Source organism: Phenylobacterium sp. (assembly GCF_037189685.1).
GTDB lineage: Bacteria > Pseudomonadota > Alphaproteobacteria > Caulobacterales > Caulobacteraceae > Phenylobacterium.
Genome location: NZ_JBBCIT010000003.1, coordinates 99,269 through 124,588, shown reverse-complemented (window position 1 = coordinate 124,588; position 25,320 = coordinate 99,269). Strand labels below are relative to the sequence as shown.

The window sequence follows — 25,320 nt, the reverse complement described above, 5'->3', positions numbered from 1 at the left end:
AGCATGACCCTCAAGACCCTCGCCGCGGCCGGCTGCGCCGCAGCCGTCGCGCTCAGCGGCGCGGCTCCCGCCTTCGCCCAGGTTCCGCCGCCGGCCACGACCACAGCCCCCCAGGTGACCCACGGCGCCGTTGCGCCCGGCCTCTGCGTGGTCTCGGTCGAGGCCGCGATCGGAGGCTCGGCGGTGGGCAAGTTCGTCCAGACCCGGCTCCAGCAACTGGTCGGCCAGGTCAACGCGGAGCTGAACGGCGAGCGCACGGCCATCGAGAACGAGGGCAAGACCCTCGAGAGCCAGCGCGCCACCCTGGACCAGAACACGCTGGAGCAGCGGGCGTCCGCCCTCCAGGTCAAGGCCAACGCGCTGCAGCGCAAGGCCCAGCAGCGCGAGCGCGAGCTGCAGGTGACCGAGCAGAAGGCGTTCGGCCGCGTCGGCGAAGAGATGGAGCCCCTGATCCGTCAGGCCTACCAGGCCAAGGGTTGTTCGGTGCTCGTGAACCGCAACTCGATCATCCTGGCCAATCCGGCGGCGGACATCACGCCCCAGGTGGTCACGGCGCTGAACGCCAAGATCACCCAGTTCACGTTCGATCGTGAACGCCTCGATCAGCAGGGCAACCCGGTCGGCGCCGCCGCGCCGCGCTGACGGGGCGACGCGCGGGGCGAGTCCGCCTAGAAGACAGGTCATGCCCGATCCGCGCTTCTTCGAAGACCTGGGCCCGGTCACGCTCGGCGAGCTGGCCGGGCTGACCGGCGCCGCTCCGCTGGGCCCCGAGGCTGCGGGGCGACGGGTGAGCCGTGTCGCCGTGCTGGCTCATGCCGGCTCCGACAGCATCACCTTCCTGGCCGATCGCAAATATGCCTCCGCCCTGGCCGGTGCGGGGGCGGGCGCTTGCTTCCTGCCGACAGGGTCGGAGGCGCTGGCGCCCGAGGGTTGTGTCGTGCTGTCGGTCGCCAACCCGCACGCGGCCTATGCGCTGGCCGCCCAGCGGCTGCACCGTCCGCGCGAAGGCGGAGGGGAGCGCGTCGCCGCCGACGCCCGACTCGAAGCCGGCGTGGTCCTGGGCCCCGGCGCGGTCGTGGGGCCGGCGGCGCAGATCGGCCGCGACACCCGCATCGGCGCCAATGCGGTGATCGGCCCGGGGGTCGCCATCGGCCGCGACTGCGACATCGGCCCCGGCGCCACCATCGGCTTCGCCCTGGTGGGCGATCGGGTGCGGATCCTCGCGGGCGCGCGCATCGGCGAGCCCGGATTCGGGGCGACGGCCGGACCGAAGGGATTGATCGACATCCCCCAGCTCGGCCGGGTGATCATCCAGGACGGGGTGTCGATCGGCGCCAATACGACGGTGGACCGGGGCGCCTACGACGACACCGTGATCGGCGAGAACACCAAGATCGACAACCTGGTGCAGATCGCCCACAACGTCCGCGTCGGGCGGAACTGCGTCATGGCCGCGCACACGGGCATCTCCGGCAGCGTCGCCATCGGAGACGGGGCCCAGTTCGGCGGGCGGGCCGGGGTCGCCGACCATGTGACCATCGGCGCGGGCGCCCGCGTGGGGGCCGCCGCGGGCGTCATGAAGGACATTCCGGCGGGCGAGACCTGGGGCGGCATGCCGGCGCGGCCGATCCGGCACTGGTTGAAGGAGACGGCGTGGCTCGCCCGCATGGCGAACCGCCGAGGGGGGCAGAACGCATGACACGCAAGGCGCCGACAGGGGTCAGCCCCACGGATATCGACATCACCGAGGTCCTGCAGCGAATCCCGCACCGCTTTCCGATGCTGCTGGTGGACCGGTGCGAAGAGTACAAGCCGTCGGAATCCATCGTCGGCATCAAGTGCGTGACGGTGAACGAGCCTTTCTTCCAGGGCCATTTCCCGGACTATCCCGTCATGCCCGGCGTGCTCCTGATCGAGGCGATGGCGCAGACCGGCGCCGTCCTGATGTCGAAGTCGCTCGAGGTGGACACCGCCGGGAAGGCCATCTTCTTCATGAGCGCCGACAACTGCCGGTTCCGCGCCCCGGTGCGGCCGGGCGACGTGATCCGGATGCCGGTCCGCGTGGTCCGCCATCGCGGCGATGTCTTCAAGTTCGCGGGCCAGGCCCTCGTCGGCGACAAGGTCGCCGCCGAGTGCGAGTTCGCCGCCATGGTGGTGGAGACCTGATCCGTTGGCCGCAAACGTTCATCCCACCGCCATCGTCGGGGATGGCGCCGTGCTGGCGGACGGCGCCAGCATAGGTCCGTTCTGCGTCATCGGTCCCCAGGTTCGCATCGGCGCCGGCACGCAACTCACCTCCCACGTCGTGGTCGAGGGGCGCACCACGATCGGCGCGGGCAACACCATAGGGGCCTTCGCGGTCCTGGGCGGGCCGCCCCAGCATACGGCGTATCGCGGGGAGGACACGGCGCTGGAGATCGGTGACGACAACGTCATCCGCGAGCACGCCACCATGAACCTGGGCACGCCGAACGGCGGCGGGGTCACACGCGTGGGGTCCAACGGCTTCTACATGATCGAGTCCCACGTGGGGCACGACTGCCAGGTCGGCGATCACGTGATCCTGACGAAGCAGGCGACCTTGGGCGGGCATTGCCAGATCGGAGACTATGTCATCGTCGGCGGCCTCGCGGCCGTGCATCAATTCAGCCGGGTCGGGCGCCACGCGATGATCGGCGGCCTCGCCGCCGTGGTGAAGGACGTCATCCCCTACGGCTCGGTCTGGGGCAATCACGCACACCTCGAGGGCCTGAACCTGGTGGGCCTGAAGCGCCGGGGGTTCGATCGCGACACGATCAACACCTTGCGCGCCGCCTATCGCCTGCTGTTCGCCAACGAGGGCACCTTCCAGGAGCGGCTGGAAGACACCGCCGAGACCTACGCCGGCTCGCCGGAGGTGATGGAGATCATCGACTTCATCCGCGCCGACGCCAGCCGCCCGCTCTGCCTGCCCGAACGCGAGGTGTGATGGACCGGCTGGGCCTCATCGCCGGGGGCGGGGGGCTGCCGGTGGAGATCGCCGAACACTGCCGGCGCTCAGGCCGCCCGATCTTCGTCGTGCGCCTGAAGGGGTTCGCGGGCGAGGATCTCGCCGGCTATCCGGGCGCGGACGTGGGCCTGGCCGAACTGGGCAGGTGCATGAAGGCGCTGAAGGCGGCCGACTGCCGCGCCGTCTGCCTGGCCGGCAACGTGGCGCGCCCCGACTTCGCGAGCCTGGTCCCGGACCTGCGCGGCCTGGCGGTGCTCCCCCGCGCCGTCGCGGCGGCCAGGGCGGGCGACGACGCGCTCCTGCGGCTGCTCGTGGGCGAGTTCGAACGCGAGGGGTTCCGGGTGGAGGGCGCGCACGAGGTGATGGCGGACCTCTCGTTGCCCTGCGGCGCGCTGGGACGACTTCGTCCGGCGGACGAGGCGACGACGGCGGACGCCCTGCGCGCCCTGGACACCGCACGGGCGATCGGCCGGCTGGACATCGGTCAGGCGGCGGTCGTCGCCCGCGGCCTGGTGCTGGCGGTGGAGGCCCAGGAGGGCACGGACGCCATGCTGGCCCGCGTGGCGAACTTGCCGCCCCATCTGCGCGGCGTGGCGGGCGCCGGCGTGGGTGTGCTGGCCAAGGCGCCCAAACCGATCCAGGAGACGCGGGTCGATCTGCCCACCATCGGCGTCGCCACGGTGGAGGGCGTTGCGCGGGCCGGCCTGGCCGGTATCGCGGGAGAAACCGGCCGCCTGCTGGTGCTGGAGCGGGATGCGGTGATCGCGCGGGCCGACGAACTGGGCGTCTTCATCCTGGGCGTCGATACGTCCGCCGGCGGGCCAGGCGGCGCATGAGCGGCCGCCCGCTCACGGTCATGCTGGTGGCCGCCGAGGCTTCGGGCGACGACCGCGGGGCGAACCTGGCCCGGGCGCTGAAGGGGCGGCTGGGCGATGGCGTGCGGCTGGTCGGCGTCGGCGGCGCGCGGATGCGGGCCGAGGGGGTCGAGAGTCCCTTCGACATCTCCGAACTGTCGATCCTGGGCCTGCTGGAGGGCCTGATGGCCTGGCGCAGGGTGGTGCGGCGCGCCGACGAGGCGGCGGCCCTGGCCGAGCGCGAGCGGCCCGACATCGCCGTCCTGATCGACTCGTGGGGCTTCACCCTGCGCGTGGCGCATCGGCTGCGTCGACGGCTGCCGGACATGCCCCTGGTGAAGTATGTGGCTCCGCAGGTCTGGGCCTCGCGGCCTGGCCGGGCCAGGACGACCGCCGAGGCCTTCGACCTTCTGCTCACCATCCACGTCTTCGACGCTCCGGCCTTCCAGCGCGAGGGCCTGGAGACGGTGTTCGTCGGCGATTCGACTCTGGCCCTCGATTTCAGCGCCGCCGATCCGGCCCGGATGCGGGAACGCGTCGGTGCGGGACCTGATGAGCCGATCCTGCTCGTGGCGCCGGGGAGTCGCCCGTCCGAAATCCAGCGCGTGCTGCCGGCCTTCGAGGACGCCGTGCGCATCCTCAAGGCCGAGCGGCCCGGACTGCACGTCGTCGTTCCGGCCGCGCCGACGGTCGCCGCAACGGTGAAGGCGCAGGTGGCCGGCTGGCCGCAGGGATGCCATGTGGTGGAAGGCGAGGCCGCCAAGCGCGACGCGATGACGGCCGCGACGGTGGCCCTGGCCTGTTCCGGCACCGTGACCACCGAACTGGCGCTGGCCGGCTGCCCCGTGGTGGTCGGCTATCGCCTGGGACCCGTGACCCACGCGATCCTGAAGCGTCTCATCCGCACGAAGTACGTGACGCTGTTCAACATCGCCGCCCAGGATTTCGTCGCGCCGGAGCTGATCCAGGACGACTGCAACGGCCCGGCGCTCGCGCGCGAGGCGACCCTCAGGATGGACGATGCCGAGCTGCGTCGCCGTCAGGTCGAACGGCAGTCGGCGGCGTTGCTGAAGATGGGCCGCGGCGGGCCCGATCCGGGCGAGGCGGCGGCGGACGCGGTGCTGGAGCTCGTCACAAGCAAAGGGTGTCATCCTGGTTTCGCATAGCGAAGACCGGGACCCACGAACGAACGAGGCGTCGATCTCCCTGGAGGGGCGCGGCGCAGATGTCATGCGCATCCTGCGGCATCGACGCACGGCCCTGGGATGGGTCCCGGTCTTCGGCTTCGCCGAAACCGGGATGACAGCCGTTGTTTGATGACACGGAGTGTTTGATCACACCCGTTGTTGATGACACGGGGCGGTGATGGGGAGGCGGTCGGGCGAGCGCCAGCGCTCACCCGACGACCCTGGAGACCTAGCGCTTGTCGATCGCCGTGTAGCCGCGCAGCGGCGCGCCCGTGTAGATCTGGCGCGGCCGGCCGATCTTCTGGGACGGGTCCTCGATCATCTCCTTCCACTGGGAGATCCAGCCGACCGTGCGGGCCAGGGCGAACAGCACCGTGAACATCTCGGGCGGGAAGCCCAGGGCGCGCAGCGTGATGCCCGAGTAGAAGTCGACGTTCGGATAGAGCTTGCGCTGGATGAAGAACTCGTCGCTGAGGGCGATCTTCTCAAGTTCCATCGCCACCTTCAGCAGCGGGTCATTCTGGTGGCCCACGGCGGCCAGAACTTCGTGGCAGGTGGTCTGCATGACCGTCGCGCGCGGATCGTAGTTCTTGTAGACCCGGTGGCCGAAGCCCATCAGCAGGCGCTCGCGGTTCTTCACGCCCTGGACGAACTCGGGGATGTTCTCGACCGTCCCGATCTCCTTCAGCATGTTGAGCGCTTCTTCGTTCGCGCCGCCGTGCTTGGGCCCCCACAGCGAGGCGATGCCCGCGGCGATGCAGGCGAACGGATTGGCGCCCGACGAACCGGCGAGACGGACCGTCGAGGTGGACGCATTCTGCTCGTGGTCGGCGTGCAGGATGAAGATGCGGTCCATGGCACGGGTCAGGACCGGATTGGGCGTCCAGTCCTCGGCCGGCACCGAGAAGCACATGCGAAGGAAATTCTCGGCGTACGAGAGGTCGTTGCGCGGATAGACGAACGGCTGGCCGCGCGAATACTTGAACGCCCGCGCCGCGATCGTCGGCATCTTGGCGATCAGGCGGTGCGCGGAGATCATCCGCTGCTCCGGATCGTCGATGTCGGTGCTGTCGTGATAGAACGCCGACATCGCGCCGACGGCGCCGCACATGATCGCCATCGGGTGGGCGTCGCGACGGAAGCCCTGGAAGAAGCGGTCGAACTGCTCGTGCACCATCGTGTGGTACGTGATGTTCTTGTCGAACTCGGCGAACTGGGGCGCCGTGGGCAGCTCGCCGTGCAGCAGGAGGTAGCAGACCTCCAGGAAGCTCGACTGTTCGGCCAGTTCGTCGATCGGGTAGCCGCGATGCAGCAGCACGCCCTTGTCGCCGTCGATGAAGGTGATCTTGCTCTCGCAGGAAGCGGTCGACGTGAAGCCCGGATCGTAGGTGAAGACGTCCGCCTCGCCGTACAGCTTGCGGATGTCGACAACGGGCGGGCCGTCCGTGCCCCTCAGAACCGGCAGGTCGACCGACTTCCCGTCGATCTCGAACTTCGCCGTATCGCCCATGGGACCCCCTTCGCGGTTGCGAGATAAAACGATTGTTTGCGCTTATAGCGCTTTACGCAGCGAGAGAAAGCGCGTCGTCGATCCGGCCCAGACTCTCCTCGCGGCCCAGCGCCGTCATGGCTCCGGCCAGGTCGGGCGCGGGCGCGCCGCCCGAGAGCATGGCGCGCAGTAGCGGGCCGAACTTGCCCAGTCCTACCCCTTCGGACTCGCCGAAGGCCCGCAGCGCGGCCTCCAGAGGGGGAACCGACCAGTCCTCCACGCCGGCCAGGGCGGTGCGCAGGCGCGCCATGCGTCTGGCCAGTTCGGGATCGGCCAACTGCGTGCGGGTCTTTTCCGGCAGCTCCAGCGGGCGGGGCCTGAGGGCGAAGACGACCGCATCCGCCAGTTCCAGCGTGGTCCTGGCCCCGTCACGCACGAACGGGACGACATGCGCGATCAGGGCCTCGTCACCCGGGCGAAGCGCGACGTCCCGGCTCTCGAGGATCGCGACCACCAGGCCGGCCAGGCGGAGCGGGTCGGCCTGACGGATGTAGTGGTTGTTGAGATGGTTCAGTTTGTCCCAGTCGAGGCGGGCCGGGGCGCTGACCACGTCCTTGATGTCGAACCACTCGATGGCCTGCGCGTCCGAGAAGATCTCGTCGTCGCCGTGCCCCCAGCCCAGCTTGGCCAGGTAGTTCCGCATGGCTTCGGGCAGATAGCCCATGTCGTCGAACTCGCTCACGGCCTGGGAGCCGTGTCGTTTCGAGAGCTTCTTGCCGTCAGGGCCGTTGATCATCGGCAGGTGCGCCCAGGCGGGAACCTCCCATCCCAGACCCTGGTAGATCAGGGTCTGACGCGCGGCGTTGTTGAGGTGGTCGTCGCCGCGGATCACGTGGGTGATCCCCATGTCGTGGTCGTCGACCACGACGGCCAGGTTGTAGGTCGGCGTGCCATCCGTGCGCAGCAGGATCAGGTCGTCCAGCGTCCGGTTCTCGAACCGGATCGGCCCCTTCACCTGGTCATGCACGATGGTCTCGCCCGCCTGTGGCGCCTTCAGCCGCACGACGAAGGGCCGGTCGGGCGCGTCGTTCGGCGACAGGTCGCGCCAGGGCGAGCGGATCACGCGGCCCTCGGCCCGGGCGGCCTCGCGCTCGGCCTCCAGCTCGTCCGGGGTCATGTAGTCCCGGTAGGCGGCGCCACGGGTCAGCATCTCGTCCACGACGGCGCGGTGGCGGTCGGCGCGGGCGAACTGGAACACGGGCGCCTCGTCCGGCTCCAGGCCCAGCCAGGCCAAGCCGTCGAAGATGACCTGCACGGCCGCGTCGGTGGACCGCTCGCGGTCGGTGTCTTCTATCCGCAACAGGAACTGGCCGCCGGTGTGGCGGGCATAGAGCCAGTTGAAGAGGGCCACGCGCGCGGTGCCGATGTGCATCATGCCGGTGGGCGAGGGCGCGATCCGGGTGCGGACGGGGCGGGCTGCAAGAGGGGCGGACATGGCTCAAGTCTGGTCTTCGCGGGCGGGCCGGCCTCTTACCATGACGTCCCGAAAAGGAAACGCCGGGGCGCCCGCCGCCGCATTCTCCGACGACGCGGAGACTGCGTTCTGCGGCGTCGGGCTTGGCGTCGGCGGGGTCTTCGCGGCAAGGTTGAGGCCGGGCTCGGGGGGGACCTCTTGGACGCGCTTGGAACGGCGGCGGCGGATAGCGCCGGGCGGGAACCCGCCCTGGCGTCGGCGCGCGCCTGGCTGGGGGCGCAGGCCTGGGCCCAGGCCGACCGCTGGACGCTCTGGACGCCCGTCGCGTTCGGCGGAGGGTGCGCGCTCTACTTCACCCTTCTGCGCGAGCCCCAGGCCTGGGTGGCGTGGGCGCTGCTGCCGGTCGTCCTGGGACTGCTCGTGGCGACCCGATGGAGCCCGGCGCGGCTGGTCACGATCGCCCTGGTGCTGGGGGCCTGTTTCGTGGGCGGCTTCTCGACAGCCAAGCTCCGGGCCGAGGCCGTTAAGGCGCCGGTGGCCCGGGCCGGCGGCCAACCGCAGTGGGTCGAGGCCTGGGTGGTCGACATCGCCTCGCCGGGGCAGGGCGGCCCGCGGCTGCTGCTGGCGCCGGTCCGGATCGGCGACTGGCCCGCGCGGACGACTCCCATCCGGATGCGGGTGACCCTGCGCCCGGGAACCCCGCTGCCGCGTCCGGGCGAGGCGGTGCGCCTGTTCGCGATCCTCAACCCGCCACCGCCGCCGGCGAGCCCGGGCGCCTACGACTTCGCGCGCGACGCCTACTTCAGGAGCGTCGGCGCCGTAGGGTTGGCCCTGCGCCCGCCGGTCGCCGTCGAAGCCGAGGCGCCGGCGCCCTGGCGGCTGGGCCTCACCATGCGGATCAACGCGGTCCGCTGGAGTCTTACCGAGAAGATCGTCGCGGCCCTGGGAGCGGAGACGGGCGGCCTGGCGGCGGCGATGACGACGGGGCACGAAGCCTTCATCCCACACGAGCAGGTCGAGAACCTGCGCGATTCCGGCCTGGCCCACATCGTCTCGATCAGCGGGTTGCACATGGCCATCGTCGGCGGCTTCGTCTTCGCCGCGGTCCGGCTCCTGGTCGCCGCGTGGCCGTGGCTGGCGCTGAGGGCGCCCGGCAAGAAGGTGGCCGCCTGTGTCGGGCTGGCCGCCGTGGGCGGCTATCTGGTCCTTTCGGGCGCGCCGCCGCCTGCGGAGCGCGCCGCCATCACGGCCGCGGTCGCGTTCCTCGCCGTCTTGGCCGACCGGCAGGCGATCAGCCTTCACGCCCTCGCGCTGGCGGCGATGGCGGTCCTGCTCCTGCAACCCGAGGCCATAACGGGTCCGGGCTTCCAGATGTCGTTCGCGGCCACCGCCGCCCTGGTGGCCCTGGCCGAGATCTGGCCGCGGCCTGTGCGCGAGATCGACGTGCCCTGGCCGATCCGCTGGACGCAGACCGCGGCGACCTGGACCGCGGCCAGCCTGGCGGTGAGCTTCGTGGCCGGCCTGGCGACCGGGCCGTTCGCGATCCAGCATTTCAACCGGGTGGCCACCTGGGGGCTGTTCGCCAACCTGGCGGTGGCGCCGATTTCGTCCTTCCTGATGATGCCCGGCCTGGCGCTGGGGGCGACGCTGACGCCCTTCGGGCTCGGACAGGCGCCGCTCGAGGTCGCGGGCTGGTCCATCGCGCTGATGAACCGGGTCGCCGAGATCGCCGCCTCGGCGCCGCTGGCGCAGGCGGTGATCCCGAGCGCCCCAGGCTGGGTGCTGCCCGTGAGCTTCCTGGGGCTGCTGTTCGTCTGCCTGTGGGCGGGTCCGCTCCGGTGGACGGGCCTGCTGGCCGCGACAGCCATCCTCTGGGCGCCGCGCCCGTCGCCGCCCGACGTCTGGGTGGCCGCCGACGGCGCCGCGGTGGCGGTGCGCGATGGCCGCGAGGCGGTGCTGATGCGGCCGGACGTGAAGCTCTTCGGCGCCGAACTCTGGGCCCGGCGTCGCGGCCTGACCCCGCTGGTCAGCGACGCGGAACGGGACGCGCGATTCACCTGCGACCAGTGGAGCTGTGCGCCGGGCGCGGACGCCCCGGTCCGGGTGGCGGCGGCCTGGAACCTGCGCCGGCCGCTGAAGGCGGGGCGGCTGGAGGAGCTGTGCGCGGGCGCCGATCTCGTGGTCCTGCGCAACGACGTCCGGCCCGAGAGCTGCGGCGCACGCCTTGTGCTGACCGAGCGCGACTTCCTGGCCGGCGGCTCGGTGGAGCTCTGGCGGACGGGCCAGGGCTGGCGCGCCGCCTGGGCGCAGGCGTATCGGGGCCGGCGGCCCTGGACCTGGGGATACGATCCGCGGTGATGTTCGCCCGAAACCTCCGGTCCCGCGTGCGCTCGGGCGAGATCACCAGCAGCATCCGGTTCTGGCTGACGCCGCGTGTGCGCGTGGGCGGCCGCTACCCGCTGGCGGACGGCCACATCAAGGTGACGCGGCTCCAGGAGATCGACCTTTCCGACGTCACCGAGGCGACCGCGCGCGAGGGTGGCTTCGAGAGCCTCGCCGCCCTCATGGAAACCGCCCGCCATGGACGTGGCGAGCGGGTGTTCCGTGTGGACTTCGTCTTCAGGCCCGGCGCGCCGGGCGACGGGCTCAGTGATAGCGGCGGATGAGGCCGACCAGCTTGCCCTGCACCGACACGCGGTCGGGGCCGAAGATGCGGGTCTCATAGGCCGGATTGGCGGCTTCCAGCGCGATGGAGGCGCCCTTCTTGCGCAACCGCTTCAGGGTGGCTTCCTCGCCGTCCACCAGGGCGACGACGATGTCGCCCGAGACGGCGCTGTCGGTACGGCGGATCACCACGAAGTCGCCGTCCAGGATGCCGGCGTTGATCATCGAGTCGCCCGAGATCTCGAGCACGAAATGCTCGCCGGCGCCCAGGATCGTCTCGGGCACGGGGATGCGGTCGCGTTCCTGCTGGATCGCCTCGATGGGCGTACCGGCCGCGATCCGGCCCAGGATGGGCAGCTCGCGGCTGTCGTTGGCGGCGGCGGGCATGGCCGCGCCGGCCTCGACGAGCTGTGGCTTGAACGGCGCGCGGCCCTTGGGCGGGGCGGCCGCCGTAGCCTGCTGCGGCAGCTTCACCACCTCGAGCGCACGGGCCCGATGCGGCAGGCGGCGCAGGAAACCGCGCTCTTCCAGCGCCGTGATGAGACGGTGGATGCCGGACTTCGAGGCGAGGTCCAGCGCTTCCTTCATCTCGTCGAAGGATGGCGAGACCCCGGTCTCTTTGATCCGCTCATGGATGAACATGAGCAGCTCATGTTGTTTGCGGGTGAGCATCTGTGAACCTCGAAGAACAAAGCGCAAACGTCTGTGGATGTTCTCCAAGCGTTCTGGGTTAATGTCAAGCGATACTGTCAGCCGTTGAAAAGCTTGGCTTTTTGGGCGCCGGCCGCCGACTCAGCCCAGGAGGGCGCGAGTCGCGGCGGCGACGTCGGCCTGGCGCATGAGACTCTCGCCGACCAGCATGGCGCGGGCGCCGCTCGCTTCCAGCCGGGCGGCGTCTGCGGCCGTGAAGATGCCGCTCTCGGTCACGAGGAGGGCGTCCGCAGGCGCGAGGGCGGCCAGACGCTCGGTCACGGCCAGGTCGGTTGCGAAGCTGCGCAGGTCGCGGTTGTTCACGCCCACCAGGGTCGCGCCCAGACGCCCGGCGCGGGCCATTTCGGCCTCGTCGTGGACCTCGACCAGGGCGTCCATGCCATGCGCCGCGGCCTCGGACATCAGTTCGGCGGCGAGGCCGTCGTCCACCATCGCCAGGATCACCAGGATGGCGTCCGCGCCCAGGGCCCGGCTCTCGGCGACCTGCCAGGGATCGACCAGGAACTCCTTGCGCAGGCAGGGCAGGGCGGTGGCGTCGCGCGCGGCGGTGAGGAACGCATCGGCGCCCTGGAAGCTGGGGCCGTCGGTGAGGATCGACAGGCAGGCCGCGCCGCCGGCCTCATATGCCTGCGCCAGCGCGGGCGGGTCGAAGTCGGCGCGGATCAGGCCTTTCGACGGGGACGCCTTCTTGATCTCGGCGATCAGAGCCAGGCGGCCGGGGGCGTGCGCCCGCTCCAGCGCCGCCTTGAAGCCCCGCGGCGGCGAAACGCCGGCGGTGGGCGCCACGGGCCGGGCCGCGCGGCGCTCGGCGACTTCCTGGCGCTTGTAGGCGGCGATCCCGGCCAGGACGTCGCTCATGCCGGCTCCTGCGTCAGGGGTGCGATGGCCACCAGCTTTTCCAGGGCGGCCTTCGCGCGGCCATCGTCGATGACGCGGCCTGCGAATTCGACGCCTTCCCGCAAGGTCTCAACCTTGTCGCCGACGAGGAAGGCGGCGGCGGCGTTCAGGAGGACGATGTCGCGATAGGCGCCGGGCTCGCCGTCCAGCAGCCGGCGCAGGGCCTGCGCATTCTCGGCCGGGGAGCCGCCGGTGAGGTCGGCCAGCGCCGCGCGCTTCAGGCCCACGGCCTCGGGCGTGACGGTGAACAGTCGCACCTGGCCCTCGCGATACTCGGCCACGCTGGTCTCGCCCGTGGTGGTCATCTCGTCCAGGCCGCCACCGTGGACCACCCAGGCACGTTCCGACCCCAGCGCGCCCAGCACCTGGGCCAGCGGGGCCACCCAGCGCTCGGCGAACACGCCCACCACCTGCCGCTGGGCGCCGGCCGGATTGGTCAGCGGACCCAGGAGGTTGAAGATGGTCCGGTAGCCGAGCTCGGCGCGGATCGGCGAGACGTGGCGCATGGCGCCGTGGTGGGCCGGGGCGAACAGGAAGCAGATGCCGGCCTCGTCCAGCGCCTCGAGCTGGCGTTCCGGTCCCGCGTCGATGGCGACCCCCAGTTCCGACAGGACGTCCGCCGCGCCCGACTTGGACGACAGCGCCCGGTTGCCGTGCTTGGCCACCTTCAGCCCGCCGCCCGCCGCCACGAAGCCCACGGCGGTGGAGATGTTCAGCGTGTGCTGCCCGTCGCCGCCCGTGCCACAGACGTCGATCGTCGGGAAGGGCGGTTCGATATGCGCCGCCGCCCGGCGCATGGCGCGGGCGCAGGCGGTGATCTCGCCCAGGGTTTCGCCCCGCATCCGCATGGCCGTGAGCGCCGCGCCCACCTGGGCCGGCGTGGGCTCGCCGCGCAGGCAGGCCGCGAAGAACTCCCCGGCGTCCTCCTCGGACAGCGTGCCGCCGTCGGCGAGGCGCGACAGGAGGGGCTTGAAGGCGGCGGACATGGCGGGCGGGCCCGGACGGTCAGACCTGGGCCAGGCGCTTCACGCCAGCCCGGTCGAGGAAATTGGCGAGCAGCTCGTGGCCGCACTCGGTGGCGATCGATTCGGGATGGAACTGCACGCCGTGGATCGGACGGGTCCGGTGTTGCAGGCCCATGATCTCGCCGTCCTCGGTGCGGGCGGTGACCTCGAGCGCCTGCGGCAGATCGGCTTCCTGCACGGAAAGGCTATGGTATCGGGTCGCGGTGAAAGGGTTCTTCAACCCGCGGAACACACCTGTGTCGGTGTGATGGATGAGACTGGTCTTCCCATGCATGAGGGCGCGGGCGCGGACGACCGTGCCGCCGAACGCCTGGCCGATCGACTGATGGCCCAGGCAGACCCCCAGGATCGGCAGGGATTCCGGCGCTTCGCGGATGAGGTCGAGGCAGATGCCGGCCTCGTTCGGCGTACACGGCCCGGGGCTCAGCAGCACCGCCTCGGGCCGCAGGCCCACCGCCTCCTCGACGGTGATCGCATCGTTGCGATGGACAAGCGTCTCCGCCCCCAGCTCGTTCAGGAAGTGGACGAGGTTGTAGGTGAAGCTGTCGTAGTTATCGATCACCAGGATCATGGGCGTTCCATAGGCTTTGCCGGCGCGAGCGCCAAGTCGGATGCTGCGGATATGGCGCTGAGCGATTCTGCCCTGGATGTGGATGCGGTGGCCCGAGCGCGGAGTCTCGTGGCTCCGGCCCAGCGCCGCGATTCCCTCTGGCCGGTCCTGGCGGCGGCCACGGCCCTGGCGGCGACCTCGGTGGCCTTTGCGGCGACTATGGTGCTCGCGCCGCCGGTGACCACGGAGCCGGTGGCGCAGCGCGCGATGGATTAGGCTGTACGCGCCCGAGGGGCGGGGACAGGACGGGCTCGTGATCTGTCGAGGCGGTCATCCGCTCGTTGCGGGCGCTGCTCAAGCGCGTACGCTCGAAACGTGACGAACCGCCGGCCGCCCTGGTGTCTCCGGCGAGGGAACGCCGAGGGCGCAATGCAAAATGTGATCGTCTACCTCGTGGGCCCTCCCGGCGTGGGCAAGTACACGGTGGGGAAGCTCGTCGCGGAACGTCTCTCCGCCAAGCTCCTGGACAATCATTTCTGGAGCAACCCGATCTTCGAGGTGGTCGAGCCGGACGGGAAGACCCTTCCCGCGGGCGTGTGGGACAGGACCAACGACGTCCTGTCAGCAGTGCTGGAGACGGTCGCGCGCTTCGGGCCGCCGGGGCGGAACTATGTCTTCACCCATGCGGTCTCGGACCCGGGCGGACATCCGATCGACTGGGTCATAGCGGGTCAGCTTCTCTGGGTGGCCGAGCGGAGGCGGGCAAGCCTGCTCGTGGTCCGTCTCGCGTGTGACGAAGAACAGCTTCGGGAACGGATCGCCAGCGCCGGACGACGCGAAAGGTTCAAGACCACGGACGCCGGAAAGGCGCGTTCGCTGGCTTCCCTCGGTCCTTTCCCGATCCGCCACGACTGGATTCTCGACCTGAACACCAGCGGTCTGGGCGCAGCCGAGACGGCGGAGCGGATCGAGGGAGAGCTCATGTCCCGTTTGCATCCCTAGGAGCGGTCGGCGGACCACGAAACCGGGCCGTCCGCTCCGAAGGCCTCGGCTACACGAACCGCCAACTCTCCACGGCGGCGTCGCGAAGCGCGCGGGCCTTGTGCAGGGTCTCGTCGTATTCGGCGTCGGGGTCGCTGTCGGCCACCACGCCGCCGCCGGCCTGGACGTACATCATCCCGTCCTTGAACAGCGCCGTGCGCAGGATGATGCAGGTATCGACCGAACCGTCCGAGCCGAAGTAGCCGGCGGCGCCGGCGTAGCCCATGCCGCGCTTCTCGATCTCCAGCTCGTCGATGATCTCCATGGCCCGGACCTTGGGCGCGCCCGACAGCGTGCCGGCGGGCAGGGCGGCCATCACCACGTCCACCGGATCGAGTCCGTCGGGCGCGTCGCCCTCGACGTTGGACACGAGGTGCATGACGCGGGCGTAGCGTTCCACGAAGAAGCTGTCGGTGACGCGGACGCGCGGGACGTGGGACGCCTTTGGCGGCTCGTTGGCGCCGGCCTGCTTGAGCATCGCCACCCGGCCTACGTCGTTGCGGCCCAGGTCCAACAGCATCAGGTGCTCGGCCCGCTCCTTGGGGTCGGCGATCAGTTCTTCCTCGAGGCGCCGGTCCTCCTCGGGCGTGGCGCCGCGCGGGCGGGTGCCCGCGATCGGGCGGATCGTGATCTTTCCGTCGCGCAGGCGGACCAGGATCTCGGGCGACGAGCCCGCGAGCTGGAAGTCGCCGAAGTTCAGGTAGAACAGGAACGGCGAGGGGTTGGCCCGGCGCAGCGAGCGGTAGAGCGCGAACGGATCGTCCTCGAAGGGCGCGCGGAAGCGATGGCTGGGCACCACCTGGAAGATGTCGCCGGCGCGGATGTAGCCCTTCGCTTTCTCGACGATCTCCCGATAGGCCTCTCGGCTCACGGGCGTGGTGAAGCGGTCGGGCTCGGGGCGGGCGTCGCCGCGCAGCGGCGGCGCGGGCTTGCGGAAGTCGTCCGTGACGGCCTGGAGGCGCGCCCGGGCGGCCTCATAGGCGTCCTGCGCGGAGCCCTCGCCGGGACGCACGGGCGTCGCCAGCAGGATCTCCTGAGCGATGCCGTCGAAGATGGCGATCACGGACGGCCGCGTCAGCACGCCGTCCGGCAGGCCCAGGGGGTCGGGATTGACGTCGGGCAGGGTCTCGACCAGCCGGATGGTGTCGTAGCCCAGGGCGCCGAACACGCCGGCGGCCATCGGCGGCAAGCCGGGCGGCAGTTCGATCCGCGAGGCGGCCAGCACGTCGCGCAGGCTGTCCAGGGCGCCGCCGGGCTGGGGCGTGAATCGGCCCTGGGCGATGTCGTCGCCCGTGGCGATCTCGGCCCGGTCGCCGTGGCAGCGCCAGACGAGGTCGGGGTTCAGGGTGATGATCGAATAGCGCGCGCGGAACGCGCCGCCCTCCACCGACTCGAAGAGGAAGGCGTAGGGCCGGCCGTGGCCGATCTTCAGATAGGCGGAGACCGGCGTCTCCAGGTCGTCGATGAGGCGTGTCCAGACGACCTGGGGGGCGCCGCCGTCGTAAGTCGAGCGAAAGGCGTCGAACGGCGGCTCGGGCGTCACTTCTTCTTCTCCGCGTTCTTCCCGGCGGCCGCGTCGCCGCCCTTGGGCAGGGGCGGGAAGCCCAGGACCGTACGGGCCTTGTCGCGGTTGATGCGGACCTTCAGCTTGTTGCGCGCATAGACCTGGGCGGCCTCGCCCATCTCCCGGAACAGCACCTGGGTCAGTTCCCCGCGGCTGGCGTCGGCCAGGCGGGCGGTCGTGGGGCCGCCGTCGGCGCGGACGGCTTCGACCCGGCCCACGACGAGGCCCGTCGGCGCGCCTGCGGACCAGGCCTCGCCGGTCTTGGCGGAGAACGCCTGCGACAGCACCTGGCCGCCCAGCGCCTGCTGGTGCTGGCCGGCGTTCTGGCGCGTCAGGCCGGGCAGCCGCGACACGGACAGTCCGGACGAAGCCGCGACCGCCTCCAGCGTCTCGCCCTTGGCCATGCGATCGGTGAGCGACTTGGCCCTGGCCTCCAGGGCGCGGACCACCTCGCGCTGCATCCAGAACTGGGTGACCGGGCCACGGATGTCGTCCAGCGGCGGCACGCGGGCCGGGACGACACGTTCGACGCGCACGGCGAAGTACGAGCCGTCGCCGAGGTCGGTGAGGTCGCTTTCGCTGCCGGCGCCCAGGCCGAAGGCCGTCTCGAGGATCTTGGGTGGAAGGCCGGCGATGGGCTGGCCGTTCTCGTCCTGGCCCTGGGCCGTCACCGGACCGATCGCCAGGACGTTCACGCCGGCCTTGCGGGCCGAGTCGGCGAGGCTGGCGCCGCCCTGGTGGGCTTCCTCGTAGGCTTCGGTCTGGGTGTGGACCTTCTCGGCCACCATGTCCTTGCGGATCTCGGCTTCGAGCATGGGACGGGCGTCTTCCAGCGAAACCTCCCGGCCCGGGGTGACCGACAGGACCTTGACCACCGAAAGGCCCAGGTCGCCCTGCACCGCCGCCACCTGGCCGTCGGCCATCCGGAACGCGGCCTCGCCGACCTTGCGGTCGGACACCGCCGTCAGGGGCCGCTGGTCGAAGCGGACGGCCTCGACGCCGATCGACTTCGCGACCGCCGCGGGGTCCTCGCCCCGGGTCAGCCGGGCCGCGACCTGCTGGGCGCTCGCCTGATCCTTGACCGGCACCTGGACGATGGATCGCGTTTCGGGGGTCGAGAGCGTATCCTTGCGGAATTCGTAGCGCTTCTGCAGTTCCTCGGCGTCGATCGGGCCCAGGCCCGCCTGGGCGCCCGCCGTGGTGAACGGCGCCACGGTCAGCACGCGCATCTCGGGTATCGTCAGCCGCTCGGCGTTTTCCTTGATGAAGGCGTTGAGCTGTTCGTCGGTCGGCGCGGCCGGGCGCGGCACGCTGTTCGGATTCAGCGTCACATAGGCCAGGTCGCGCGACTCGGTCGCGAAGACGGCCGCCACGGCGCCGTAGGTGCGCGGCGCGGCCAGGCCGTTCTGGATCGCCACGATGAAGTGCTGGGCGGCCATCTGGTCGCGCAGTTCGTCGTCGAAGGCTTCCGGCGTGAGCCCGTTGTCCCTGAGCCTGGCCTCGAAGGTCTGGCGGTCGAACCGTCCCGAGACGGGATCGAAGAAGGCGGGGATCTGCTGGATCTGCTCGAGGATCAGCTTGTCGGACGGTTTTACCCCCATGCGCGAGAGGAGTTCGGCGAACGCCTCCCGGGTCGCGAGGCCGTTCAGCAGGTTGGCGTCGAGGTTGTTTTCCTGGGCGATCTCGGGGGTCACCGGCTGGCCGGACTGCTCCTCGAGACGGCGGCGGAAGTTGTCGTACTCGCGGCGGAACTCGAACGCGTTGACCGACCGGGAGCCGGCCTTGACGATCTGGTCGCCGTCCAGCGCCAGCAGGCCGCCCTGGTTCGCGCCCACTGTGACGAGGCCGAGCGCGAGGAGGATCAGCAGGATCCGGGCGGGCCAGGACTTCGCGAACTGGCGGGTGGCGGCGAGCATGCGGGTTCCTTCCCCGGCGACGACGTAGCGCGCCGGTATAGGGGAACGGGCTTCTGTCCCGCAAGCGCGCGACCGAGCGCGTGACAGGACGAGCGGCATGGCTTAACCGCCCGGCTCGACTGCGACCATTGCCGGAGGACCGATGACTGCGCCGACGCCCCTGATCGCCGGAAACTGGAAGATGAACGGCCTCGCGGCCTCGCTGGGCGAGGCGAGGGCGATCGCCGCCGGTCTGGCCGGCGCCCGGGCGCGCGTAGCGCTCTGTCCCCCGGCCGTACTGCTGCACCGCATGGCCGAGGCGCTCGCGGGAGGTCCGGTTCTCGTCGGCGGTCAGGATCATCATGCGGAAACGGCCGGCGCCTTCACGGGCGACATCTCCGCCGAGATGCTGGCCGACGCCGGCGCGACCCTGACGATCCTGGGGCATTCCGAACGCCGGGCGGGTCATGGCGAGACCGACGCGGTCGTGGCCGCGAAGGTCGGGGCGGCGTTGCGCGCGGGCCTGGAGCCCATCGTCTGCGTCGGGGAGACCCTGGACGAGCGGAAGGCCGGGGACGCCCTGACGGTCGTCACCGGGCAGGTGAGGGGTTCTCTGCCGGCCGACCTGGCCGGGCGGCCGTTCTCGGTGGCCTATGAGCCGGTCTGGGCGATCGGCACCGGCCTGACGCCCACGACGGCCGAGATCGAGGAGGTCCACCGGGCCATCCGCGCGACGCTGGTCGACCTGTTCGGTGAGGCGGGGCGGCCGGTTCCGATCCTCTATGGCGGTTCGGTGAAACCGTCGAACGCTGCCGAAATCCTGCATGCCGACGAAGTGGGCGGCGCCCTGGTGGGCGGCGCCTCGCTGAAGGCCGAAGACTTCCTGGGGATCGTGCGGGCGCTTTAGGCGGGCGGCCCCTTGAGTTCGACCATGTTGCCTTCGGGATCGAGGACGTACAGCGAGAAGCCGTCCCCCTCGGCCCCGTAGCGCAGGCCTTCCCCGACGACTTCGACACCGTGCGCGGCGAGATGGTCGCGGATGGCGGCCTCGTCGAACGGGCGCACCTGGAGGGCGAAATGGTCCAGGTTGCGGCCGCCGTCCGCAGGTTCCGAGCCGGGGTCGCGGACGACCAGGTCGATCATCTGGCCGCCCGCCCGGATATGGGTGAGGCCCAGTTCCGGCCGGTCGCGGTCGACCGACAGGCCCAGGACGCGCTGGTAGAAATCGAGCATCCGGGCCTTGTCGCGGATGCGCAGGACGATGTGGTCGAAGCCCGTGACGGCGATGGGATGGCTCATGGCCTCCACATAGGCGCCCCGGTCCCGAAGGGCCAATCGTCGTAGGGCGCGCGGGCGCCCTCAGGCCGCGAGTGCATCCTGTTTGTGCTTCGGGGTGCGACGCACTAGCTATGGCCTTGGGACGGTCGCGGTGATAGAGCGCCCGCTTCGTTTGCGTAGGATGTTGCGGCGTCAACTCGCCCTGGCGCGCCGGAAAGATGCAACCATGCTGTTGAACCTTCTGCTGGTGATCGAGGTCATCGTCGCCTTCTTCCTCGTGGTCGTGGTGCTGCTCCAGCGCTCCGAGGGTGGCGGCCTGGTCAGCGGCGGCGGCGGTTCGATGATGTCGGTGCGCGGCGCCGGCGACCTTCTGACCCGTACGACCTGGATCCTGGGTACGATCTTCTTCATCCTGGGCCTGCTGCTCACGATCCTGGCGGGCCGTGAACGGGGCGCCTCGTCGGTGGTCGACCGACTGAAGGTCAACGCCATCAACCCGGCCGAACTCACGCGTCAGCCGACCGAGACGCCCGCCCAGCCGCAGGGCCCTGCGCCGCTGCAGGCTCCGACCCCCACCATCAACAGCCCGTTCGGCGCCCTGCCTGCCGAATCCGCCCCCGCGCCGGCTCAGCCCGCGCAGAAATAGGCGCCGTCCAAGAAGACTGGGGACAGCGGCGATTCGCGCCGCGAAACGCGCGCGAATCGGAGCTAATCTGGACGCCCATGGCCCGGTACATTTTCATCACCGGCGGCGTGGTCTCCTCATTGGGTAAAGGTCTCGCGTCCGCCGCCCTTGGCGCGCTTCTTCAGGCGCGAGGATACAACGTCCGTCTCCGCAAGCTCGATCCGTATCTGAACGTCGATCCGGGCACCATGAGCCCGACCCAGCACGGCGAGGTGTTCGTCACCGACGACGGCGCCGAGACCGATCTGGACCTGGGCCACTACGAGCGGTTCACCGGCGTGAACGCCACCCGCGGCGACAACATCACCACGGGCCAGATCTACAAGACGATCATCGAGAAGGAACGTCGGGGCGACTACCTCGGTGCGACCGTCCAGGTGATCCCGCACGTGACCGGCGAGATCAAGGACTTCGTCCTGGCCGATCCCGGCGAGGGCGTCGACTTCGTGCTGGTCGAGGTGGGCGGCACGGTGGGTGACATCGAGGGCCTGCCGTTCTTCGAGGCGATCCGCCAGCTCGGCCAGGAACTGCCCCGCGGCCACGCCTGCTTCATCCACCTGACGCTGCTGCCCTACATCAAGACCGCCGGCGAGATGAAGACCAAGCCGACGCAGCACTCGGTGAAGGAGCTGCGCTCGATCGGCATCCAGCCCGATATCCTGCTCTGCCGCTGCGAGATCCCGATCCCGGAGAGCGAGCGCCGGAAGCTGGCGCTGTTCTGCAACGTGAGGCCCGGCGCGGTCATCCAGGCGATGGATTCGGCCAACATCTATGCGGTGCCGCTGGACTATCACGCCCAGGGTCTGGACACCGAGGTGCTGGACGTCTTCGGCCTGAAGGACACCGCGCCCGCGCCCGACCTGTCGCGCTGGCAGGACATCTCCCACCGTCTCAACCACCCCGACGGCGAGGTGAACATCGCCATCGTGGGCAAGTACACGGCGCTGACCGACGCCTACAAATCGCTGATCGAGGCGCTGGTCCACGGCGGGGTGGCGAACAACGTCCGGGTCAAGTTCGACTGGATCGAAGGCGAGGTCTTCGAGAAGGAGGAGGCCGTCATCGCCGAGCGGCTGAACAAGATGCACGGCGTGCTGGTGCCGGGGGCGTTCGGAGAGCGCGGCTCGGAGGGCATGATCCGCTCGGTCCAGTTCGCCCGCGAGCACGAGGTGCCGTACTTCGGAATCTGCTTCGGCATGCAGATGGCGATGATCGAGGCGGCGCGGAACCTGGCGGGCATCCGGCAGGCGTCGTCCACCGAGTTCGGCCCGACCTCCGAGCCCATCGTCGGCCTGATGACCGAGTGGGTGCGGGGGAACGAGAAGGAGTCCCGCAGCGAGGGCGGCGAACTGGGGGGCACCATGCGCTGCGGCGCCTATGACGCCGTTCTGACCCCCGGCAGCCGCGTCGCCGGGATGTACGGCGGCACCACGATCTCGGAACGGCATCGCCACCGGTACGAGGTGAACATCGCCTACCGCGAGGCCATCGAGAAGACGGGCCTGAAGTTCACCGGCCTGTCGCCCGACGGCGTCCTGCCCGAGGTGTGCGAACGCCAGGACCATCCCTGGTTCGTGGGCGTGCAGTACCATCCCGAGCTCAAGAGCCGGCCGTTCGACCCGCACCCGCTGTTCGCCAGCTTCATCGGCGCGGCGAAGGAACGCAGCCGGCTGGTCTGACCCGGGCTATACGAAGAACAGCACCCAGAAGGCCATCAGCGCCACGTTCGAGAGGGCGAAGGCTGTCAGACGGTGGATGACGTCGTTGTAGGTCAGGTGGATCACCGAGTGGATGGCCCGGAGCGCGACGTAGGTCCAGGCAAGCGTCAACGACGCCGGATCCAGGCGTCCGGCCACGTGGTACATCAGCCCCGCCACGTAGAAGAGCGTCGGCAGTTCCAGCAGGTTCATGTAGTTGCGGTTGGGGATCGCGACGTCCCCGGGCACTGAGGGTGATTCGCCGAACCTGAAGTCGTCGGCCTTTACGCGGCCGGCAAGCGCGGCCCCAAGCCGGCGGATCGGAATAAGGCCGAGGACTGCGAAGGTCAGAAGCGCCATCGCCGCCATCGGGCCGAAGATGAGGTCCTGCGACATGAGGGTCGCTCCCAGAGATAATGACGGCAGGCTATCCTAGTGTGGCGATTCAGAAATTCTCCGGCGCTCGTAGCGGGGCTCGGAGCGGATTTCCGGATCTTGAGCCACACCAGAAAGTCCATGTTTGCCAGTGTGCTTTCTGGACCTGAAGTTCGCTCCGCGCCCGATCCGACAATCAGGCGAACTTCAGATCCGGCCCACCAGCCGGCTTGATCGGATGCAGGGTTTCATGCATAAGCCCCCGCTCACGTGGCGGCCCCGTTTGGCCGCCGCTCTCGTTTTCACGCCGCAGAGATCCTCCGATGGCTGTTCCCAAAAGAAAAACTTCGCCGTCGCGGCGGAACATGCGCCGCTCGCACCACGCGCTCGGCCCCAACACCTTCCACGAAGACAAGGAAACGGGCGAACTGAAGCGCCCGCACCACGTCGACCTCAAGACCGGCATGTACAAGGGCCGTCAGGTCCTGACGCCGAAGGAAGACTGACCGCGCCCGTCGAGGGTTCGGAACTCCGGACGCCGGCCGCAAGGCCGGCGTTTTGCATTTCGCGCGCCGCGTTTTGTCATGCCCCCGAAACAGTCGCCGGGAATAAGGTGGCGCGCACGAGGGGATTTCCATGACGCTGTCTCGCCGCCACCTCCTGTCCGCCGCCACGGGCGTGGCCTTCGCCGGGCTCTCCCGAATGGCCGCCGCCCAGCCGCAGGCTCCGGCAGGTGATTCCTATCTCAACGAGGTCACGGGCTACGGCCCGCTGAGGGAGGACCCGCAGCGCATCTTCGACCTCCCGGAGGGGTTCTCGTACACCGTCGTATCGCGCGCGGGAGACCCGATGAGCGACGGTCTGGTCACGCCGCACAAGATGGATGGCATGGCGGCGTTCCCCCTGTCTCGCGGCCGGGTGGCGCTGGTGCGCAATCACGAGCTGCGCTTCACCGACTTCGACTATGGGCCTTTCGGCAAGGGCCAGGCGCTGGCCGGCAAGGTGGATCGCGCCAGGGTCTTCGACGCCGCCGCGGACGGCCGGCTGATGACCGGCGGCACCACGACCCTGGTCTACGACCCGAAGTCGAAGCGGCTGGAGTCGTCCTGGCTCAGCCTGACCGGCACGAACTACAATTGCGCAGGCGGCGCCACGCCCTGGGGGTCGTGGCTCACGTGCGAGGAGACCACCCGGGTCGGCGGCGCAGGTCCCGACAACCTCGACCTGGGCAGGTCGCACGGCTGGGTGTTCGAGGTGCCCGCGCGCCACAAGGGCCTGGTCGATCCGGTTCCCCTGACGGCGTTGGGCCGGTTCAAGCACGAGGCCGCCTGCATCGATCCGCGCACGGGGATCGTCTACCTGACCGAGGACGAACCCGACGGCCGCTGCCTGTTCTATCGCGTCCTGCCCGAGGACCGCCGTCGCCTGGAGCGGGGCGGGCGCATGCAGGTGCTGGGCTTCCCCGGCCGGGCCGACAGCCGCAACTGGACCGAGGTCACCTGGGCGCCGGGCGACTGGCGCGACGTGGTCTGGATCGACCTGGAAGGCCCCGAGAATCCCCACACCGACCTGCGCGACCGCGGCCACGCGAAGGGCGCCGCCTGGTTCGCCCGCGGCGAGGGCATCCATTTCGGCGACGGCGAGATGTTCTTCACCTGCACCAGTGGCGGCCCGAAGCGCCTGGGCCAGATCCTGCGCTATCGCCCCAGCCGTTTCGAAGGGGATGCGCGGGAGGCGGGCGAACCGGGGCGGATGCAGCTCTTCCTGGAGTCGTCGGACAACCGGGTGATGAACATGGCCGACAACCTCACGGTCGCGCCGTGGGGACACCTGATCGTCTGCGAGGACAAGGTGGAGCCGAAGGGCGTGAACTTCCTGAAGGGCGTGACGCCCGAGGGGAAGACCTATGCGCTCGGCCGGGTGGTGCGCTCCGAGACCGACGGGCCGCTCCTGCCCACGACCGAGCTGGCCGGCGCCTGCTTCTCGCCGGACGGCTCGACGCTGTTCGTCAACTCGTACTGGCCGGGGATGACCCTGGCCATCACCGGCCCCTGGAAGAGCTTCAGGACGTGATCTTCTCTCCCACGGCGTGGGAGGCTACTGACTGCGTCCCCGCGCCTGGACCTTCTCGCGGCGGGCGGCGACCATCTCGGGCGTGACCTCGCGGTTGTGGATGACCGATCGCTCGTGCTCCAGCTTCAGGCCGGCGCCCAGGGTCGTGTCGTAGCCGTCGTCGATCATGGCCTTGTAGGTGACCAGCATGTCGAGATCGATGTCGGCCATCTGGCGCGCCAGCTCCAGGGCGGCGGGCATCAGGTCTTCGGGCGCCACGACGCGGTTCACGAGCCCCCAGTCGTAGGCCTGCTGTGCGGACAGGAAGTTCCCGCTCAGCGACAGCTCCTTGGCGCGATAAGGGCCGATGCAACGGCTGAGCTTCTGGGAGAGGCCCCAGCCCGGCGTGATGCCGACGCGGGCGTGGGTGTCGGCGAAGCGGGCGTTGGTCGAGCACAGCAGGACGTCGCAGGCCAGGGCCAGTTCGAAGCCGCCCGTGATGGCCACCCCGTTGATCGCCCCGATGATCGGTTTGCCGCACGACAGCACCGCCTGGGCCGGGTTCTGCGCGGGATCGGTGGCGTTGGCCGCGCCCATGCCCAGCGGATCGGCGGACAGCTCCTTCAGGTCCAGGCCGGCGGTGAAGGCGCGCTCGCCGGCGCCGGTCAGCACGATGACCCTCACGGCGGGGTCTGCGTCCAGCTCGGCGATGGCGGTCTGCAAGGCCGCGCGCAGCGCGCGGGACAGCGCGTTCATGGCCTCGGGCCGGTTGAGGGTGACGACGGCGACGCCTTCGGACGGCTTCTCGACCAGGATCATGGAACGCTCCCTTTCAGCGGCCGACCGGATGGGCCGCTGACGCAGGGGGCGTCAAGATGGGTCGCCGCGACCGC

General features: G+C 70.2%; 27 protein-coding genes. 15 read left to right on the top strand and 12 right to left on the bottom strand.

Annotated elements, in window-relative coordinates; all coding sequences use genetic code 11:
* Window positions 1–3 precede the first annotated feature (3 nt).
* From WG212_RS01980 to lpxB, 6 genes are read left to right on the top strand one after another with little or no spacing between them, the layout of a single operon-like run.
* Complete coding sequence (locus WG212_RS01980) at window positions 4–642, top strand: OmpH family outer membrane protein (RefSeq protein WP_337185383.1); 639 nt, start codon at window positions 4–6, stop codon at window positions 640–642.
* A gap of 40 nt (window positions 643–682) precedes the next feature.
* The gene (lpxD, locus tag WG212_RS01975) at window positions 683–1,699 is read left to right on the top strand and encodes a UDP-3-O-(3-hydroxymyristoyl)glucosamine N-acyltransferase (RefSeq protein ID WP_337185382.1); all 1,017 of its coding nucleotides are present in this window, start codon (window positions 683–685) and stop codon (window positions 1,697–1,699) included.
* Entirely contained in the window at window positions 1,696–2,166 is a 471-nt protein-coding gene (fabZ, locus tag WG212_RS01970) for a 3-hydroxyacyl-ACP dehydratase FabZ (protein WP_337185381.1), read from the top strand. The genes lpxD and fabZ overlap by 4 nt, the downstream gene beginning before the upstream one ends.
* Window positions 2,167–2,170: 4 nt before the next feature.
* The gene (lpxA, locus tag WG212_RS01965; RefSeq protein ID WP_337185380.1) at window positions 2,171–2,968 is read left to right on the top strand and encodes an acyl-ACP--UDP-N-acetylglucosamine O-acyltransferase; all 798 of its coding nucleotides are present in this window, start codon (window positions 2,171–2,173) and stop codon (window positions 2,966–2,968) included.
* The gene (gene lpxI, locus WG212_RS01960; protein ID WP_337185379.1) at window positions 2,968–3,825 is read left to right on the top strand and encodes a UDP-2,3-diacylglucosamine diphosphatase LpxI; all 858 of its coding nucleotides are present in this window, start codon (window positions 2,968–2,970) and stop codon (window positions 3,823–3,825) included. The genes lpxA and lpxI overlap by 1 nt, the downstream gene beginning before the upstream one ends.
* Window positions 3,822–5,009 carry a lipid-A-disaccharide synthase gene (gene lpxB, locus WG212_RS01955; RefSeq protein WP_337185378.1) on the top strand — a complete coding sequence of 396 codons (1,188 nt, stop codon included), beginning with the start codon at window positions 3,822–3,824 and terminating at the stop codon, window positions 5,007–5,009. The genes lpxI and lpxB overlap by 4 nt, the downstream gene beginning before the upstream one ends.
* 250 nt (window positions 5,010–5,259) lie before the next feature.
* On the opposite strand, the gene gltA is transcribed toward lpxB, so the two are convergent.
* Complete coding sequence (gltA, locus tag WG212_RS01950) at window positions 5,260–6,540, bottom strand: citrate synthase (RefSeq protein ID WP_337185377.1); 1,281 nt, start codon at window positions 6,538–6,540, stop codon at window positions 5,260–5,262.
* Between the two features lie 52 nt (window positions 6,541–6,592).
* On the bottom strand, window positions 6,593–8,014 hold the full coding sequence (gene gltX / locus WG212_RS01945; RefSeq protein WP_337185376.1) for a glutamate--tRNA ligase: 1,422 nt from the start codon (window positions 8,012–8,014) through the stop codon (window positions 6,593–6,595).
* A 177-nt stretch (window positions 8,015–8,191) separates the two neighbouring features.
* Here gltX and WG212_RS01940 point away from each other — a divergent pair, with 177 nt between their 5' ends.
* Window positions 8,192–10,351, top strand: coding sequence for a ComEC/Rec2 family competence protein (locus tag WG212_RS01940; protein ID WP_337185375.1), 2,160 nt, complete (start codon window positions 8,192–8,194; stop codon window positions 10,349–10,351).
* Window positions 10,351–10,659 carry an ASCH domain-containing protein gene (locus WG212_RS01935; RefSeq protein ID WP_337185374.1) on the top strand — a complete coding sequence of 103 codons (309 nt, stop codon included), beginning with the start codon at window positions 10,351–10,353 and terminating at the stop codon, window positions 10,657–10,659. Before WG212_RS01940 ends, WG212_RS01935 begins: the two co-directional genes overlap by 1 nt.
* On the opposite strand, the gene lexA is transcribed toward WG212_RS01935, so the two are convergent.
* The 4 genes from lexA to WG212_RS01915 form a co-directional block, all read right to left on the bottom strand.
* Entirely contained in the window at window positions 10,640–11,329 is a 690-nt protein-coding gene (lexA, locus tag WG212_RS01930; RefSeq protein WP_293377409.1) for a transcriptional repressor LexA, read from the bottom strand. The genes WG212_RS01935 and lexA overlap by 20 nt on opposite strands.
* A 120-nt stretch (window positions 11,330–11,449) precedes the next feature.
* A complete protein-coding gene (gene trpC / locus WG212_RS01925) occupies window positions 11,450–12,226 on the bottom strand; it encodes an indole-3-glycerol phosphate synthase TrpC (protein ID WP_337185373.1) in 777 nt (258 codons plus the stop codon).
* Window positions 12,223–13,251: an anthranilate phosphoribosyltransferase gene (trpD, locus tag WG212_RS01920; protein ID WP_337185372.1), complete on the bottom strand. Its 1,029-nt coding sequence runs from the start codon at window positions 13,249–13,251 to the stop codon at window positions 12,223–12,225. The genes trpC and trpD overlap by 4 nt, the downstream gene beginning before the upstream one ends.
* Before the next feature lie 19 nt (window positions 13,252–13,270).
* On the bottom strand, window positions 13,271–13,861 hold the full coding sequence (locus tag WG212_RS01915; RefSeq protein WP_337185371.1) for an aminodeoxychorismate/anthranilate synthase component II: 591 nt from the start codon (window positions 13,859–13,861) through the stop codon (window positions 13,271–13,273).
* A 51-nt stretch (window positions 13,862–13,912) separates the two neighbouring features.
* Here WG212_RS01915 and WG212_RS01910 point away from each other — a divergent pair, with 51 nt between their 5' ends.
* Both WG212_RS01910 and WG212_RS01905 read left to right on the top strand, forming a co-directional pair.
* The gene (locus WG212_RS01910; protein WP_337185370.1) at window positions 13,913–14,116 is read left to right on the top strand and encodes a hypothetical protein; all 204 of its coding nucleotides are present in this window, start codon (window positions 13,913–13,915) and stop codon (window positions 14,114–14,116) included.
* 153 nt (window positions 14,117–14,269) lie between these two features.
* A complete protein-coding gene (locus WG212_RS01905) occupies window positions 14,270–14,842 on the top strand; it encodes an AAA family ATPase (protein WP_337185369.1) in 573 nt (190 codons plus the stop codon).
* 49 nt (window positions 14,843–14,891) lie between these two features.
* Here WG212_RS01905 and trpE read toward each other — a convergent pair whose 3' ends face one another.
* Together trpE and WG212_RS01895 are read right to left on the bottom strand one after the other, a co-directional pair.
* Window positions 14,892–16,424: an anthranilate synthase component I gene (gene trpE / locus WG212_RS01900; protein ID WP_337185368.1), complete on the bottom strand. Its 1,533-nt coding sequence runs from the start codon at window positions 16,422–16,424 to the stop codon at window positions 14,892–14,894.
* Window positions 16,421–18,361 (bottom strand): SurA N-terminal domain-containing protein, encoded by a 1,941-nt coding sequence (locus tag WG212_RS01895; RefSeq protein WP_337185367.1) that lies wholly within the window; start codon window positions 18,359–18,361, stop codon window positions 16,421–16,423. The genes trpE and WG212_RS01895 overlap by 4 nt, the downstream gene beginning before the upstream one ends.
* A 142-nt stretch (window positions 18,362–18,503) precedes the next feature.
* Here WG212_RS01895 and tpiA point away from each other — a divergent pair, with 142 nt between their 5' ends.
* Window positions 18,504–19,247 carry a triose-phosphate isomerase gene (gene tpiA / locus WG212_RS01890; protein WP_337185366.1) on the top strand — a complete coding sequence of 248 codons (744 nt, stop codon included), beginning with the start codon at window positions 18,504–18,506 and terminating at the stop codon, window positions 19,245–19,247.
* On the opposite strand, the gene WG212_RS01885 is transcribed toward tpiA, so the two are convergent.
* Window positions 19,244–19,639: a VOC family protein gene (locus WG212_RS01885; RefSeq protein ID WP_337185365.1), complete on the bottom strand. Its 396-nt coding sequence runs from the start codon at window positions 19,637–19,639 to the stop codon at window positions 19,244–19,246. The two genes, tpiA and WG212_RS01885, sit on opposite strands and share 4 nt — an antisense overlap.
* 205 nt (window positions 19,640–19,844) lie before the next feature.
* Here WG212_RS01885 and secG point away from each other — a divergent pair, with 205 nt between their 5' ends.
* Window positions 19,845–20,264, top strand: coding sequence for a preprotein translocase subunit SecG (gene secG / locus WG212_RS01880; RefSeq protein WP_337185364.1), 420 nt, complete (start codon window positions 19,845–19,847; stop codon window positions 20,262–20,264).
* A gap of 77 nt (window positions 20,265–20,341) precedes the next feature.
* Entirely contained in the window at window positions 20,342–21,982 is a 1,641-nt protein-coding gene (locus WG212_RS01875) for a CTP synthase (protein ID WP_337185363.1), read from the top strand.
* Window positions 21,983–21,988: 6 nt separating this feature from the next.
* On the opposite strand, the gene WG212_RS01870 is transcribed toward WG212_RS01875, so the two are convergent.
* Window positions 21,989–22,396 carry an MAPEG family protein gene (locus tag WG212_RS01870; RefSeq protein WP_337185362.1) on the bottom strand — a complete coding sequence of 136 codons (408 nt, stop codon included), beginning with the start codon at window positions 22,394–22,396 and terminating at the stop codon, window positions 21,989–21,991.
* Between the two features lie 175 nt (window positions 22,397–22,571).
* Window positions 22,572–22,742: a hypothetical protein gene (locus WG212_RS01865; protein WP_337185429.1), complete on the bottom strand. Its 171-nt coding sequence runs from the start codon at window positions 22,740–22,742 to the stop codon at window positions 22,572–22,574.
* Here WG212_RS01865 and rpmF point away from each other — a divergent pair.
* Both rpmF and WG212_RS01855 read left to right on the top strand, forming a co-directional pair.
* The gene (gene rpmF / locus WG212_RS01860) at window positions 22,699–22,881 is read left to right on the top strand and encodes a 50S ribosomal protein L32 (protein ID WP_293359783.1); all 183 of its coding nucleotides are present in this window, start codon (window positions 22,699–22,701) and stop codon (window positions 22,879–22,881) included. The two genes, WG212_RS01865 and rpmF, sit on opposite strands and share 44 nt — an antisense overlap.
* 130 nt (window positions 22,882–23,011) lie before the next feature.
* A complete protein-coding gene (locus tag WG212_RS01855; protein WP_337185361.1) occupies window positions 23,012–24,448 on the top strand; it encodes an alkaline phosphatase PhoX in 1,437 nt (478 codons plus the stop codon).
* Between the two features lie 24 nt (window positions 24,449–24,472).
* Here WG212_RS01855 and WG212_RS01850 read toward each other — a convergent pair whose 3' ends face one another.
* A complete protein-coding gene (locus tag WG212_RS01850) occupies window positions 24,473–25,246 on the bottom strand; it encodes an enoyl-CoA hydratase (RefSeq protein ID WP_337185360.1) in 774 nt (257 codons plus the stop codon).
* Between the last annotated feature and the right edge of the window lie 74 nt (window positions 25,247–25,320).

Bases quoted from the DNA above. Each gene is read 5' to 3' on its own strand.
- WG212_RS01980 (WP_337185383.1), top strand. From the start codon at position 4: ATGACCCTCAAGACCCTCGCCGCGGCCGGCTGCGCCGCAGCCGTCGCG.
- lpxD (WP_337185382.1), top strand. From the start codon at position 683: ATGCCCGATCCGCGCTTCTTCGAAGACCTGGGCCCGGTCACGCTCGGC.
- fabZ (WP_337185381.1), top strand. From the start codon at position 1,696: ATGACACGCAAGGCGCCGACAGGGGTCAGCCCCACGGATATCGACATC.
- lpxI (WP_337185379.1), top strand. From the start codon at position 2,968: ATGGACCGGCTGGGCCTCATCGCCGGGGGCGGGGGGCTGCCGGTGGAG.
- lpxB (WP_337185378.1), top strand. From the start codon at position 3,822: ATGAGCGGCCGCCCGCTCACGGTCATGCTGGTGGCCGCCGAGGCTTCG.
- gltA (WP_337185377.1), bottom strand. From the start codon at position 6,540: ATGGGCGATACGGCGAAGTTCGAGATCGACGGGAAGTCGGTCGACCTG.
- gltX (WP_337185376.1), bottom strand. From the start codon at position 8,014: ATGTCCGCCCCTCTTGCAGCCCGCCCCGTCCGCACCCGGATCGCGCCC.
- WG212_RS01935 (WP_337185374.1), top strand. From the start codon at position 10,351: ATGTTCGCCCGAAACCTCCGGTCCCGCGTGCGCTCGGGCGAGATCACC.
- lexA (WP_293377409.1), bottom strand. From the start codon at position 11,329: ATGCTCACCCGCAAACAACATGAGCTGCTCATGTTCATCCATGAGCGG.
- trpC (WP_337185373.1), bottom strand. From the start codon at position 12,226: ATGAGCGACGTCCTGGCCGGGATCGCCGCCTACAAGCGCCAGGAAGTC.
- trpD (WP_337185372.1), bottom strand. From the start codon at position 13,251: ATGTCCGCCGCCTTCAAGCCCCTCCTGTCGCGCCTCGCCGACGGCGGC.
- WG212_RS01915 (WP_337185371.1), bottom strand. From the start codon at position 13,861: ATGATCCTGGTGATCGATAACTACGACAGCTTCACCTACAACCTCGTC.
- WG212_RS01910 (WP_337185370.1), top strand. From the start codon at position 13,913: ATGGCGCTGAGCGATTCTGCCCTGGATGTGGATGCGGTGGCCCGAGCG.
- WG212_RS01905 (WP_337185369.1), top strand. From the start codon at position 14,270: ATGCAAAATGTGATCGTCTACCTCGTGGGCCCTCCCGGCGTGGGCAAG.
- WG212_RS01895 (WP_337185367.1), bottom strand. From the start codon at position 18,361: ATGCTCGCCGCCACCCGCCAGTTCGCGAAGTCCTGGCCCGCCCGGATC.
- tpiA (WP_337185366.1), top strand. From the start codon at position 18,504: ATGACTGCGCCGACGCCCCTGATCGCCGGAAACTGGAAGATGAACGGC.
- WG212_RS01885 (WP_337185365.1), bottom strand. From the start codon at position 19,639: ATGAGCCATCCCATCGCCGTCACGGGCTTCGACCACATCGTCCTGCGC.
- secG (WP_337185364.1), top strand. From the start codon at position 19,845: ATGCTGTTGAACCTTCTGCTGGTGATCGAGGTCATCGTCGCCTTCTTC.
- WG212_RS01875 (WP_337185363.1), top strand. From the start codon at position 20,342: ATGGCCCGGTACATTTTCATCACCGGCGGCGTGGTCTCCTCATTGGGT.
- WG212_RS01870 (WP_337185362.1), bottom strand. From the start codon at position 22,396: ATGTCGCAGGACCTCATCTTCGGCCCGATGGCGGCGATGGCGCTTCTG.
- rpmF (WP_293359783.1), top strand. From the start codon at position 22,699: ATGGCTGTTCCCAAAAGAAAAACTTCGCCGTCGCGGCGGAACATGCGC.
- WG212_RS01865 (WP_337185429.1), bottom strand. From the start codon at position 22,742: ATGTTCCGCCGCGACGGCGAAGTTTTTCTTTTGGGAACAGCCATCGGA.
- WG212_RS01855 (WP_337185361.1), top strand. From the start codon at position 23,012: ATGACGCTGTCTCGCCGCCACCTCCTGTCCGCCGCCACGGGCGTGGCC.
- WG212_RS01850 (WP_337185360.1), bottom strand. From the start codon at position 25,246: ATGATCCTGGTCGAGAAGCCGTCCGAAGGCGTCGCCGTCGTCACCCTC.